The sequence below is a fragment of the Shinella kummerowiae genome (assembly GCF_009827055.1).
Taxonomy (GTDB): Bacteria; Pseudomonadota; Alphaproteobacteria; order Rhizobiales; family Rhizobiaceae; genus Shinella; species Shinella kummerowiae.
This window is the reverse complement of record NZ_WUMK01000003.1, coordinates 171,456-184,389: the sequence shown is the minus strand read 5'-3', so window position 1 is coordinate 184,389 and position 12,934 is coordinate 171,456. Positions and strand designations below refer to the sequence as shown.

The 12,934-nt window shown below is 63.1% G+C and carries 10 protein-coding genes; 4 read left to right on the top strand and 6 right to left on the bottom strand.

Annotated elements, in window-relative coordinates; genetic code table 11:
- Positions 1–196 precede the first annotated feature (196 nt).
- From GR138_RS08685 to GR138_RS08675, 3 genes are all read right to left on the bottom strand, one after another.
- The gene (locus tag GR138_RS08685; RefSeq protein WP_160858416.1) at positions 197–1,282 is read right to left on the bottom strand and encodes an extracellular solute-binding protein; all 1,086 of its coding nucleotides are present in this window, start codon (positions 1,280–1,282) and stop codon (positions 197–199) included.
- A 26-nt stretch (positions 1,283–1,308) separates the two neighbouring features.
- On the bottom strand, positions 1,309–2,307 hold the full coding sequence (locus GR138_RS08680; RefSeq protein WP_160858414.1) for an agmatine deiminase family protein: 999 nt from the start codon (positions 2,305–2,307) through the stop codon (positions 1,309–1,311).
- Between the two features lie 104 nt (positions 2,308–2,411).
- Complete coding sequence (locus tag GR138_RS08675; RefSeq protein WP_160858412.1) at positions 2,412–3,434, bottom strand: agmatine deiminase family protein; 1,023 nt, start codon at positions 3,432–3,434, stop codon at positions 2,412–2,414.
- A 96-nt stretch (positions 3,435–3,530) separates the two neighbouring features.
- Here GR138_RS08675 and GR138_RS08670 point away from each other — a divergent pair, with 96 nt between their 5' ends.
- On the top strand, positions 3,531–4,451 hold the full coding sequence (locus GR138_RS08670; protein ID WP_160858410.1) for a LysR substrate-binding domain-containing protein: 921 nt from the start codon (positions 3,531–3,533) through the stop codon (positions 4,449–4,451).
- A 119-nt stretch (positions 4,452–4,570) separates the two neighbouring features.
- Positions 4,571–7,714, top strand: coding sequence for a CHAT domain-containing protein (locus tag GR138_RS08665; protein WP_160858408.1), 3,144 nt, complete (start codon positions 4,571–4,573; stop codon positions 7,712–7,714).
- Here GR138_RS08665 and GR138_RS08660 read toward each other — a convergent pair.
- Together GR138_RS08660 and GR138_RS08655 are read right to left on the bottom strand one after the other, a co-directional pair.
- Positions 7,711–8,292: a tyrosine phosphatase family protein gene (locus GR138_RS08660; protein ID WP_160858406.1), complete on the bottom strand. Its 582-nt coding sequence runs from the start codon at positions 8,290–8,292 to the stop codon at positions 7,711–7,713. The two genes, GR138_RS08665 and GR138_RS08660, sit on opposite strands and share 4 nt — an antisense overlap.
- A gap of 101 nt (positions 8,293–8,393) precedes the next feature.
- The gene (locus GR138_RS08655) at positions 8,394–9,314 is read right to left on the bottom strand and encodes a LysR family transcriptional regulator (protein WP_160858404.1); all 921 of its coding nucleotides are present in this window, start codon (positions 9,312–9,314) and stop codon (positions 8,394–8,396) included.
- 141 nt (positions 9,315–9,455) lie between these two features.
- On the opposite strand from GR138_RS08655, the gene GR138_RS08650 reads away from it, so the two are divergent.
- Both GR138_RS08650 and GR138_RS08645 read left to right on the top strand, forming a co-directional pair.
- Complete coding sequence (locus GR138_RS08650; protein ID WP_160858402.1) at positions 9,456–10,229, top strand: SDR family oxidoreductase; 774 nt, start codon at positions 9,456–9,458, stop codon at positions 10,227–10,229.
- A gap of 202 nt (positions 10,230–10,431) precedes the next feature.
- Positions 10,432–12,168, top strand: coding sequence for an adenylate/guanylate cyclase domain-containing protein (locus tag GR138_RS08645; RefSeq protein WP_160858400.1), 1,737 nt, complete (start codon positions 10,432–10,434; stop codon positions 12,166–12,168).
- Between the two features lie 48 nt (positions 12,169–12,216).
- On the opposite strand, the gene GR138_RS08640 is transcribed toward GR138_RS08645, so the two are convergent.
- Positions 12,217–12,909, bottom strand: coding sequence for a hydrolase (locus GR138_RS08640; protein WP_160858398.1), 693 nt, complete (start codon positions 12,907–12,909; stop codon positions 12,217–12,219).
- Positions 12,910–12,934: the final 25 nt, after the last annotated feature.

Genomic DNA, 12,934 nt, shown 5'->3' with positions numbered 1-12,934 from the left:
AGGACAGCGTCACCCGGCACAAGACGATGCGCTGCATCTCTGCACAGTTCTATCGTGCCCATATGCGCAGGGCATCCTTCAGATAGGGATGGTTTTGAAAAACTGCGACAGCCGCCTCCCGACATTGTCAGACAGAAGGCGGCTTTTTACGCGATTGGCTCAAATGTGAGGCGGAGCGAGAGCGATGGCCTGAGCGCTACCGCAACCCCTTTGCGCGGTCCCACGCCTGCGACCACATTTTCAGGGCTTTCTGACTGAGTGCTTTCGGAAGGTGCAGGCGCTTCTGTGCCTCCTCGGAGGGGTAGAGGTTGGGATTTGCCCTGAGCTTTTCGTCGAGAAGGGCAAGTGCTGCCTTGTTCGCGGTCGAGAAGCCGGTCTCCTGCGCGGCGGCGGCCGCGATCTCCGGGCGCATGAAGAAGTCGATGAAGGCGTGGGCGGCTTCCGGGTGGGATGCATCGGCCGGGATGGCGAGCACGTCGGTCCAGACGAGGTTGCCCTCCTTCGACAGGCGATAGGTGACGGTGAACGGCTTGCCGGCTTCCTTGGCGCGGCTGCTGGCGATCAGCATGTCACCGGAAAAGCCGATAGCAAGGCACAGGCCGCCGTCGGCGAGATCATTGACATAGCTGGAGCTGTGAAACTTGCGCACATAGGGGCGGACCTTGGTGACGACGTCCACCGCCTTTTCAAGCTCCGCCTTGTCGGTCGTATCGGGGTTGAGCCCCAGATAGATCAGCGCGAGGCCCAGCACCTGTTCCGCGTCATCAAGCATGCCAACGCCGCAGGAGGCGAATTTCTCGACGATTTGCGGATCGAAGACCATGCGCAGCGAATCGACCGGCGCGTCCGGCATGATTTCTGCGACCTTCTCGACATTGTAGCCGACGCCGGTCGTGCCCCACATCCAGGGCACATTGTGGGCATTGCCGGCATCGACGCTCTCGCCGCGCGCCAGCACGGCCGGATCGAGATTGCCGAGGTTGGCAAGGCGACTGCGGTCGAGCGGCGCCCAGACGCCGACCGGGAGCTGGCGCAAGAGGTGAGGGGAGAGATTGACGGTCACCAGGTCATAGCCGGATTTGCCCGTCAGCATCTTGGTCTCGACCATGTCGTTGGAATCGAACAGGTCGTAGGAAACCTTGATGCCCGTCTCCTTCTCGAATTCGGCAATCGATTGGGCGCTGAAATAGGACTCCCAGGAATAGAGGTAGAGAACCTTTTCCTCAGCCGGTGCCGAGGTGGCGAAAAGGCATGCCGTCGCAAGCGCGAGCCAGCGTTTCATCGTCGTTCTCCGTTTCTGATGACAGGTTATCGGGGTTGCTGTTGTGTGACACAGTGGATACCGCCGCCGTTTTCGTAGATGCGGTCGACGTCGATCTGGACGATGCGGCGGCCGGGATGCAGCCGGCCGAGAACATCCTTCGCCAGCGCATCCGCTTTCCTGTCCCCGAATTGCGGCGTGTAGAGCGCGCCGTTGCCGACATAATAGTTCGCGTAGCTGCTCAAAAAGTCCTCGCTCGTCGAACGACCCTCGGTCGCTGAGGGAACGGAAACGATCTCGAAACTCCGGCAGCGGGCGTCACGCGCCTTCGCGAGGATGGCCAGCGCCTCGTCATGGGCGTGCGCCCATTCCGACGTGTCGCCGGGATAGCTGCTGGCCACAATGAGGCCCGGCGCCACGAAGCGTAGCGAACCGTCGATATGCCCGTCCGTGATATCGAGCCCGCGCACGCCCGGCACCCAGATGACGGTTTCGACGCCGAGGACAGCCTTCAGGCGCTGCTCGATATCGGCACGCGTCATGCCGGGATTGCGATTGTCGTTCACCCAGCAGCTTTCGGTGAGGAGAAGCGTGCCGTCGCCGTCATATTCGATGCCGCCGCCTTCGCCGCAGAGTTCGGCATCATGAAGGTCGACGCCCGCCAACGCCGCGATCTCTCCGGCAAGCCTGCTGTCGCGCGCATGCGCCTGCTTGTTGCCCCAGCCGTTGAATCCGAAATCGACGGCGGCGACGCCGCCGTCTGTCTTGCGGACGAAGACCGGGCCGCTGTCGCGCGCCCACATGTCGTCGGTCGGGATAGCGACTAGCTGGACCTTTGGCCCGCAGAGACGGGCAGCCAGATCGTGCTGGTCTGCCGGAGCAGCCATGGAAACGGGCTCGTTTTCCGCGATCGCCGCGGCAAGCCGGCCGAGCGTTTCCTGAACGCTTTCGAAATAGGCGCCGGGACCACCATAGAAGCGAGGCGTTGATGGCCAGGCCATCCATGTTCTCTCGTGCGGTTCGGCTTCGGCGGGAACGGATATCATCCCGATATTCTCCTCTTCGGCACGGCTGCGGGCAGCCGGCATCAATGCCAGGCCTGCGGTTGCCAGAACAAAGCGACGGCGCGACAGGGTAGCGTATTGCCCGCTCACAGGGGCTGTTCCTGCGTAATGCAGTGGATCGCGCCACCGGCGGGCACGACGGCGCCGACATCCACGGTGACGATCCGGCGGTCCGGGAAGGCGATGGCAACAGCCGCCTTTGCTTCCTCGCTCGAAGCGCGCCCGAAGGTCGGCATCACCACGCCGCCATTGGTCAGCGCGAAGTTGATGTAGGAGCGGGCAAAGATCTCGCTGGTCGCCTCGACATCGTAGGCTTCCGGGATGGGGATCACCTCAAAGCTGCGGCCGCGCGCATCCGTCTGGCTGCGCAGCGCGGCAAGGTTGTCGGCGAGGATGCGGCCGTGCAGGTCGGTCGGATCGGGATTGTATTCGAACATCACGACGCCCGGGCGCACGAAGCAGCACATGCCGTCGACATGGCCGTCCGTTTCCAGATCCAGCGGATCGCCCGGCAGCCAGACGACCTTTTCAAGGCCGAGCATGCGCAGGAGTTCCTGTTCGACCCAGGCTTTCGAGAGGCCCGGATTGCGGTTGGGATGCAGCAGGCTCGTCTCAGTGGCGATGAGCGTGCCATCGCCGTCGCAGGCCAGCGAGCCGCCTTCGCAATGAATGAACGACTTAGCGATCTCCGCGCCTTCGTGCGCCAGCACACGGCCGGCCAGTGCATCGTCGGCGTCGAAAGGCGTGTGTTTGCCGCCCCAGGCGTTGAACCGCCACGAAACGCCGGCAAGACCGCCGTCTGCTCGTTTCAGGAAGGTGGGGCCGGAATCACGGATCCAGCAATCGTCGATCGGTATCTCGACCACCTCGATCCCTTCACCAAGATAGGCGCGGGCATCTGCGGCGTGTTGGGGATGCGCCACCATGTTGACCGGCTCGAAGCCAGCGATCGCATGCGCGACATCGGCATAGGCTCGCTGCATGGCAGGCAGGCGGTCGCCATAAAGGTCCTTGCGGTGCGGCCAGGCCATCCACGTCTTGGCATGCGGTTCGAATTCACCCGGCCGGCGCAGCTTCACCTGTGGTTGCGGCGATACTCTCGTATCCATTCTTGACTCCTGTCCATTTGCTGAGCTCATTGTTGGACGAATGGAAGTGCTGCACAAACGAGAAGCATTCCTGCTTGAAATGAATGGAATTCATGAATGGTTACGTTCCGCCACATCCCACCGACCCAGTTCCTGAAGGGGTTCGAGGCCGCTGCCCGCCTTGAAAGCTTCAGCCGTGCTGCAGAGGAAGTGGGCCTCACCCAGTCGGCCATCAGCCACCAGATGCGGCTGCTCGAAGGCCAGATCGGGCAGCCGCTGTTCCTGCGCGTTGGCCGGGAGGTGCGGCTGACGGATGCCGGGCGCGACTATCACCGCACGGTGCGGCGCTGCCTCGACATGATGGAGGAGGGCTACCGGCGCCTTGAGCCCTATCGCAAGCCCGGCAGCGTCGTCATCTATGCGCCGCAGGATTTCGCCCGGCGTTGGCTCCTGCCGCGTCTGCCGGCGCTGAAGGTCGCAGCCCCGGCCTGTGATCCCTGGCTGGACACCGGCGGGGCGACGGTCGATTTCGAGACGATGGAAGTGGATATCGCCCTCATCCACGCTCCTGAGCCACCGCCCGGCTGCGAAAGTCTTCTCATCGCCCGCGACCGGCTTTCGCCCGTTGCAGAACCGGCTCTTGCAGCAACACTGCGACAGCCGTCCGATCTCCTGCTTGCGCCCTTGATCCATGAGGAAAGCCCGATCGGTTGGGCCGACTGGCTGGCCCATGCCGGCATCGAGGCGGGCAAAGTGTGGAAGGGCACGAATTTCAGCGATAGCGACATGGCCCTTGCCGCGGCGGAACTCAGCCAGGGCGTCGTGCTTGCAAGCCTGTTTCTGGCTGGAGATGCTCTTGCCGCCGGTACCCTGGTCCGGCCCTTTGACGCCGCTGTCGATTCCGGCCGGTCCTGGTATGCGCTTTCCAGCGCCGACCGACTCGATGATGGTGACGTGCGGGACGTCTGGTCCTGGTTGGGTCAGCAGGCCGCGGAAACGGAAACTGACCAACCCGTGCCTCGTCACGACGGTCGTTAAGCCGGCACCGCCGACCTTGATTTTTGAATAAGCGTCTTATGTTGACCGTCGAAGCTAGTGCGGCATGCTTCCGTCCGGGCATGCCGGCTGGCTATTTCAACGTCTCAAGAAGTGTCTTCATGCCTTTGTTTTCTCTCTTTCATCGCCTCGCTGCTTTCTCGATTCTTTTCGTTTTCCTGACCGCACCCGGTTTTGCCCAGGCGCCGACGCAGGAGGCTATCCGGCAATCGGATGTGATTTCGGCGGAGATGAAGGCACTCGCAAAGCAGGGGGATACGGAGGGCGCCCGCCGCAAAGCGGAGGAGGCAAGCGCGCGGTTCAAGGCACAAGGCGAGGCTTGGCTTGCCGCGAGCTATGCGGTTTCGGCCGCCGACTACGCCATGCGTGCGGGCGATGCTGCTGGCGTCGACAAGGAATACTATCCCCGAATGCAGGAGCTGCTGGCAACGCTGGAACCGGTCGAGGAGACGCGGGCCAACCTGCTGCTCGAACTGCTGATGGATGCCAAGGGCAAACTTGGCGACAAGGACCGGCAGGATGCACTTGGCGAGCTCTATGAGGAGCGGATCCGTAAGGCGCATGGCAGGAACAGCGAGCAGGACATCGACGGCCGCGTCCGCACCGCCTACAGCCTGCTCGAAAACGGCCGGCTTGAGGATGGCCTGAAGAAGATCCGGGTGGCGCTCGCCGCCTCGCAGAAGACCGAACTGCACGGCGTGACACTGCGGCACTACACGCAGATCGCCCGCAGCCTTCACGCCAGCGTCCTCAACGACGAGGCAGCCGCGTTCTTCCACGAGGCCGAGCAGACACGGGCGATCCGGGCCGATGCGAAGGAGCTGGCCGATTTTTACCTCGCCTATGCGGAGTTCCGCTCCGCGGTGCCGGATGCCCAGCAACATTTCGTGCCGCTCTATTCGATGGCGACCAATCTCTATGCCCGCTTCTACGGCCACGAGTCGCCAGAACTGATCCATGCCACGGACAAGCTGGCGACGGCCCTGTCCGATGTCGGGCAATACGGCACCGCGATCGATCTTGAATGGCGCAATTACGAGATCGCCCAGAAGTCGCTCGGTGACGACGATACCGTTACCTGGCGCATCGCCAACAATCTGGCCGACATGCTGCGCGGCCTCGGGTCGCCATCGCGCGCACTCGACTATGATCTCAAGGTGCTGGAGAACCGGACCCGCCATTACGGGCAGAACCACTTCAACACGCTGGTGAGCGCCAACAACACCGCGCAGAACTATCTCGATCTCGGCGACTATGATGAAGCACGCCGCTATTTCGCGCTTTGCCTCGATATTTCCAGGGCGCTCGGCGATCCGGTGACGATTGCCGGCATGGAGGCTTGGCTCGCCTATACCGACCTCCTGTCGGGTGCCGCTCCGATGGATGCGGCCGCCGTCAGCCGCATGGATGCGCTCATCACTGATTCCAACTACCCCGCCATATTGAGCATGAAGGCGGCCGATCTGCTTGCCAGTCATTTTGCGAAGGAAGGCAATACGGCACAGCAAATCAAGCACTTGCAGCAGGCCTACAGCATTGCCGGTGGTGAGATGGGCATGGCCCATCCGCTCGCCTTTGCCGGGCGCATTGCCATTGCGAATGCCAAAGCCACAACGGACAAAGCGACCGCCGCGCAGGAATTTGCCGGCATCGACCGCGACATGCTCGGCTGGGTCCATCTCCAGGTATCGGTCGCCGGCGGGCGGGAGGTCGGTGAAGCGATACGCGCCATGGCCGATGGCATGCTCTACGACTATGCGCGCTTTGCCGAACGCAACCCTACGGCTGTTCCAGCCTTCGCCGATGCGACGCGGCGCTGGCCGTCGCTGGCGACCGCCGATGCCGACAACGTCCTGAAGCTCGCCCGCAAGATCGATCCGTCGGATCGCGAGACCGCCCGCCTGCTCGACCGCATCTCGCGCCTGTCGCGCATTGCCCGCGAGACGTTCGCGGCCGATGTCGAGCAGGACCTCGCCTATGAATATCTGGCGGAAACCAAGACGCTTGAGCAGCAGCTCAACGACCGGATCGTCGCGCGCTACCACCTCGATCGCGAAACGGTGCTGAACCAGCCGCTGCCGACGCCGGCGGATCTGCTCGGACAAGACCAGGCGCTTGTTCAGTACTTCACGACGCGCAAGTGGCGGGCGGACAGGGAAAGCGCCGATCCGATAGCGGATACCAGGCTCTATGCCATCGTCTGGCGAAAAGGTGTTGCACCGGTTTTGAAAGCGCTCGGCGATCCACGGGAACTGCTGTCGAACGACGAGGAGATTGTCGCGGCCCTTCAGACGCGGGGCCTCAGTGGAGATGACAGCAGAGGATTGCGCATAGACGCGAGCAAACGCGCCTTCACCCGCCTGCATGACCGGTTGGTCGCGCCGCTCGAACGGGAAATCTCAAACGCGAAGACGCTGTTTATCGTGCCGGATGGGAGATTGTTCGCCTTGCCCTTTTCGCTGCTGGAGGATGCTGGCGGCACATTGCTCGAAGAGCGCTTCACCCTGCGGCTCCTGACCGAACCGGAGGCGCTCTACCGGGCCGTCGCCGATGGCGCGCTGCCCGCAGAGGGCCGGGTCGTGCTGGCGGGTGGCATCGACTATGCGAGGGGAGAGGAGAGCGGTGCCATGCCCCTGCCGGGCACGCTGCGCGAGGTGGAAGCCATCGGCAAGGTCCTGTCCCGTCCCGGTATGAAAATCGAAACCCTCACGGGTGCGGATGTCGGCGAAACGACACTGCACGAGCGCATGACAGGTGCTGCCATTGCGCATCTCGCCACGCACGGGGCCTATGGCAGCCCGAAGAACGGCGGGGCCAGCAATGTCGATACGCTCTGGCAGAGCGAGGTCATCCTGGCACAGTCCGGTGACAGTCGCGCCATGCGCCGCGACGAGAAGGACGGGCGGCTCTATGCCTTTGAATTGATGGGCTGGGATCTTTCCGGCCTCGACCTGCTGGTGTTGTCCGCCTGTGAGACGGGCCGTGGCGACGAGGCCTTCGTCGGCGGCGTGCGGGGCCTGCCGACCGCCGCGGGTCTTGCCGGTGCAAAGCGCTCCCTCCTGACGCTCTGGCCTGTCGCCGACGACGGGACAGCGGATTTCATGGTGCGTTTCTACGAGCACCTGAAGGCCGGCCAGACCTATGCTGCCGCATTGCGCAGCACACGGCGCGATGCCATCGAGGGGCGGATCCCGACGGCAAGGGATCCGCTGGTCTGGGCCGCGTTCGTGCTGTTCGAGAACTAGGCGCTCTCGAAAATCGCCATATCGAGTTCGGCCTTGCGGCCCAGGGTCGTCATCCATTCGGTGAACTGAGGACGGTTCCTGATCTGGCGGCCGTAGTGGCGGCCGAGTGCCGCCGTGAGATCACCCTTGCGGCCAAGTTGCTCGTCGGCGAAGCCGACCATCTGCGAGTTCGGCCAGGCCTGCGGACGAATGGCGGCAAGACGGGTGAATAAGGCCTCGCCCGGTTCGTCCGGATTGGCCTGCGCCATCAAGGTCAGCGTGGCGGCTGTCGAGCGCGAAATGCCCATATGGCAATGCACGAGTAGATGGCTCGCCTCCTGCCGCCCGTGGAAGTCCGAGCCGAACTTCAAGATCGCTTCCACATGGTCGGGATGCGGCATGGTCCGATCCGGTGCTGCGGCAATGATATCGTGAAAGCGCAGCGTGGTCCGATGGTGCTGGCCATAGGTCTGGAACACGTCCAGCTCCGGGTATTCCGGGTCGATAATCGACAGCACATGGGTCACGTTGCGGGCCTGCTGGCCCGGCAGTTCCTCGATCCCGCAAACCGAGAGCTCTGGAGAGAAGACGACGTCCATTTTCGAATCAGTCCTTCAGTCGATGGGTGGTTTTCGAGACGATAGAGGCAGACCACGAGGAAACGAAGGCGTTTTCGGCTGGCGAAGAAGAATGCGACCCATCATCCGACAGCCGACTGTTGGGGCAGAACGACTTGTTTGAGCAGGCGTTCCAGCCAATCGGCGAAGACCTGCAGGCGGCGGGAAAGATGCTGGCGGTGCGGGTAGAGCAGCGTCATCGGCAGCGGTTCGGCGCGGTGCTGCGGCATGACCTCGACGAGGTCGCCCGCATCGAGATGCTGGCGGACGTCATAGGCGGGGATCTGGATCAGGCCGAGACCGGCGAGGCAGCAGGCAATATAGGCTTCGGCGCTGTTGGCCGTGACGCGTCCGCGCATCGGTAGGGTGCGCAGCACGCCGTCCTCCAGCCATTCCCAAGGCTCAACCCGGCCGGTGGACGGCGAGGCGTAGTTGACCGCCCAATGCGCGCCAAGATCGTCCGGTGTTTGCGGCGCGCCGTGCCGAGCGATGTAGCCCGCGCTGGCGACATTGATCAGCGGCAGATGCCCGATCGAACGGGCAATCAGCCCGGAATCGGTCAGCGGGCCGACGCGCAGCACACAATCGACGCTGTCCTCCACCAGATTGACCGCCCGGTCCGTCACGCCGAGATCGATGTCGATCGCCGGGAAGCGGTCGAGGAAATCCGGCAGTGCGGGCGCGATGATGAGCCGGCCGATCCGTCCCGGCACGTCGATGCGCAGCCGGCCGGCGGGGGCGGCGCTGTTGTCGCCGAACAGGCCTTCCGCCTCCTCGACGGCGGCGATCAGGTGCAGGCAGCGCTGATAGAAGGCCACACCATCCTGGGTGGGGGACACCCGCCGGGTCGTGCGATGCAGCAGGCGGGCGCCAAGCCGACCTTCCAGGGTTGCTATCGCCGCCGAGACCGACGAACGGGGAAGGCCGAGCGTATCCGCCGCCCGGGTGAAGCTCGCGCTTTCGACGACGCGGGTGAAGATGCGGAAGAGGTCAATGCGGTCCAAGCGGTCCCCGCCATTGTTCGTTGATCCTGACATATGATGTCAGACTGTCCGGCTTTATTGCAACATTGCAGCCGATAAGTTTGCTCTGGCGTCAGGCGGGCACCATGCCCGGCCGAAGTATTGCTCAAGGAGACCCACACCATGACTGACCATACCATCAAGGGTAAGACCGTCATCATTGCCGGCGGCGCAAAAAACCTCGGCGGCTTGATCGCCCGCGACTTCGCCGCTCACGGCGCCAAGGCCGTCGCCATCCACTACAACAGCGCCGCCACGAAGGCGGATGCCGATGCGACGGTTGCAGCGGTCAAAGCGGCGGGTGCCGAAGCGGTCGCTTTCCAGGCTGATCTGACGACGGCCGGTGCCGTCGAAAAACTTTTCGCCGATGTCGTGGCCACCCTTGGGCGTCCTGACATCGCCATCAACACCCTCGGCAGGGTGCTGAAGAAACCGATCGTCGAGATTTCCGAGGCCGAATATGACGCGATGAGCGCGGTCAACGCGAAGACGGCCTTCTTCTTCCTCAAGGAGGCCGGCAAGACGCTGAACGACAACGGCAAGATCTGCACGCTCGTCACATCGCTGCTTGGCGCCTATACGCCGTTCTACTCCAGCTATGCCGGAACCAAGGCGCCGGTCGAACATTTTACGCGCGCGGCATCCAAGGAGTTCGGCGAGCGCGGCATCTCGGTGACGGCGATTGGCCCCGGCCCTATGGATACGCCCTTCTTCTATCCGGCCGAAGGGGCCGACGCGGTCGCCTACCACAAGACGGCGGCCGCATTGTCCGGCTTCTCCAAGACCGGCCTGACCGACATCGAGGACATCGTGCCCTATATCCGCTTCCTCGTTTCGGACGGTTGGTGGATGACCGGGCAGACCATCCTGGTCAATGGCGGCTACACCACCAAATAAGCCGGAGAAGTGAGGTGGCCGGTCCCTTGGCCGCAGCCGCCGAGGTTGCATAGGCTTAACCTGTGTCATGAACCGGTCGGGGCTATCGACCCTGACCGGTTCACGACGTCGTGGGTCGATCGCTCTACAAGCCGCCATGGATTGACGCTGCCCGGTCAAATCATGTTTATCCGGTAGCGTACCGCGATTCCGATCCCGCAAGATGGGGCCGCGCGATGAGAGGCGCGACTGCAGGAGGCCGAACATCATCAGTTCTTCCTTTTCGACGCGACAGGTTCGGTTGGCGTCGGGGCTCGTGCTCTTCTCGTTCGTTGCGACCCATCTTGCGAACCACGCGCTTGGGCTGGTTTCCCTCGGCGCCATGGAGGCCGGCCGTGGTGTCTTTCTCACGATCTGGCGAAGCATGCCGGGCACCTTTGCCCTCTATGGCGCTTTCGTTGTTCACTTTGCGCTGGCGCTGCGCGCCATCTATTCGCGCCGCGCGTGGCGCATGCCGGTGGGTGAGTTTGCCCAGCTCGCCTTCGGTTTGCTGCTGCCGTTCCTGCTGATCGACCATGTTCTGGGCACCAGGGTGCTCCACGAAGTCGCGGGCATCAGGGATAGCTACGCCCGCGTGATCTACAATCTGTGGGTCGTCTCTCCCGTCGGCGGCGTGAAGCAGGCCCTCGTGCTTGTCATCGCCTGGTCGCACGGCTGCCTCGGGCTGTATTTCTGGCTGCGGCAGAGGTCGTGGTTCGCGCGATACCAGCCCGTTTTTCTTGCCGCGGCCGTGCTGCTTCCTTCTCTGGCCTTGCTGGGGTTCATCGATGCGGGCCAGACGATCGCACGGCTTGCCGAGAAGGGCGGCCTGGATGCTTCCGTGACGGCAATGCCGGCCGACGGCGATGGCACAGCGCTGATCGATACGGTGCGCACGGCCGCCTATTCGATATTCGCGACATTGGTCGGCGGCCTTTTTGTTCTTCGTTTCCTTCGCTATCTGCGCCTGCGCCGGAACATGGTAGAAATCCGCTATGGTGCGGGACAGACAGTCCGGGTGCCACGCGGCTTCAGCGTCCTCGAAGCGAGCCGCCGCTACGGCATCCCCCATAATTCCACATGTGGCGGCAAGGGGCGCTGTTCGACGTGCCGTGTCCGCGTCATCGAGGGGTTGGATCGCCTGCCGCCGCCAACGGAGACCGAGCGGAAGACGCTGGCCAGGATCAACGCCGGCAAGAATGTCAGGTTGGCCTGCCAATTGCGCGCGATGAACGATCTCACCGTCATTCCGCTGTTGTCGACCGCTGTCACTGCCGCGGAGGTGGTGCCACGCTTGAGTGTCGCGCCGGGCAGGGAGCAGGAGGTCGTGGTCCTGTTCTGCGACATCCGCGGCTTTACCAAACTGGTCGAGGCCCGGTTACCCTTTGACGTCGTCTTTCTGCTCAACCGCTATTTTGCCGTGGTTGGGCGCGCCGTGGAGGCGGAAGGCGGCACGCTGGACAAGTTCGTCGGCGATGGGGTCATGGCATTGTTTGGCGTCACGCCCAGTGCGCTTGATCCGTGTCGCGGTGCGTTTGCCGCAGCCGTTGCGATCGGCGAAGGTATCCGTGAGCTCAATCAAGAGCTTGCCGACGAATTGAGGGCGCCGCTCCGATTGGCAATCGGCATTCATGTCGGCCCTGCGGTCGTGGGGGCCATCGGCTACGGATCGGCAATCGGCATCACGGCGATCGGCGATACAGTCAACATTGCCAGCAGGTTGGAGGGCGTGGCGAAGGAGCTCGACGCCTATCTGGTCGCCTCTGAACGGACTGCCTTGCGGGCAGGTCTCGATCTGTCGGCAAAGGGCAAGCGCAGGATTGACGTGCGCGGGCGCTCCGTGGCCTTGAATGTCGTAGCGTTCGACGACATGCACGATTTGTCCCGCAGTCTTGATGACGAGAGCGAGCCCCTCTCATAAAAAACCGGCCCCTTTCGGAGCCGGCATGTTGTCGGGAAAGGGGAGGGGTCACTTTGCCGGGTTGGGGCCGATCCGCTTGCCGTGGTGGACGCGTTCCTCGCCGTTGTGGACCATGGTGACGGCGTAGTCGATGCCCATGCCGTAGGCGCCGGAATGTTCCTTCACAAGGGCAGTCACGGCATCATAGGTTTCCTTGCGGGCCCAGTCGCGCTGCCATTCGAGCAGTACCTGCTGCCAGGTCACCGGCACGACGCCGGCCTGCACCATGCGATCCATGGCATATTTGTGTGCGTCGACGGAGGTGCCGCCGGAGGCATCGGCGACCATGTAGATTTCGTAGTCGGTGTCATGCATAGCCGAGAGCGCGAAGGTCGTGTTGCAGACCTCCGTCCAGAGGCCGGAAACGACAATCTTCTTGCGACCGTTCGCGGCATTCTTGGCCAGTGCGTCGCGGACATTTTGGTCGTCCCAGGAGTTCATCGAGGTGCGCTCGAGAATATCGTTTTCCGGGAAGACGGCGAGCAGTTCGGGATAGGTGTGGCCGGAGAAGGAGCTGGTTTCGACGGTGGTGATCGTCGCGGGAATGTTGAAGATCTTGGCGGCTTTGGCGAGGCCCACGACGTTGTTCTTCAGCGTCTGGCGGTCGATCGACTGTACGCCGAAGGCCATCTGCGGCTGCTGGTCGATGAAGATGATCTGGCTGTTTTCCGGGGTCAGGACTTCGAGTTTCTTGTTGGACATGGCTTGTCTCCTCTCTCTGGGCTGG

What these genes read in the sequence shown, in the direction of transcription:
- GR138_RS08675 (WP_160858412.1), bottom strand. Translation starts at nt 3,434, where the DNA reads ATGGATACGAGAGTATCGCCGCAACCACAGGTGAAGCTGCGCCGGCCG.
- GR138_RS08670 (WP_160858410.1), top strand. Translation starts at nt 3,531, where the DNA reads ATGGTTACGTTCCGCCACATCCCACCGACCCAGTTCCTGAAGGGGTTC.
- GR138_RS08640 (WP_160858398.1), bottom strand. Translation starts at nt 12,909, where the DNA reads ATGTCCAACAAGAAACTCGAAGTCCTGACCCCGGAAAACAGCCAGATC.
- GR138_RS08650 (WP_160858402.1), top strand. Translation starts at nt 9,456, where the DNA reads ATGACTGACCATACCATCAAGGGTAAGACCGTCATCATTGCCGGCGGC.
- GR138_RS08680 (WP_160858414.1), bottom strand. Translation starts at nt 2,307, where the DNA reads ATGATATCCGTTCCCGCCGAAGCCGAACCGCACGAGAGAACATGGATG.
- GR138_RS08645 (WP_160858400.1), top strand. Translation starts at nt 10,432, where the DNA reads ATGGGGCCGCGCGATGAGAGGCGCGACTGCAGGAGGCCGAACATCATC.
- GR138_RS08665 (WP_160858408.1), top strand. Translation starts at nt 4,571, where the DNA reads ATGCCTTTGTTTTCTCTCTTTCATCGCCTCGCTGCTTTCTCGATTCTT.
- GR138_RS08685 (WP_160858416.1), bottom strand. Translation starts at nt 1,282, where the DNA reads ATGAAACGCTGGCTCGCGCTTGCGACGGCATGCCTTTTCGCCACCTCG.
- GR138_RS08660 (WP_160858406.1), bottom strand. Translation starts at nt 8,292, where the DNA reads ATGGACGTCGTCTTCTCTCCAGAGCTCTCGGTTTGCGGGATCGAGGAA.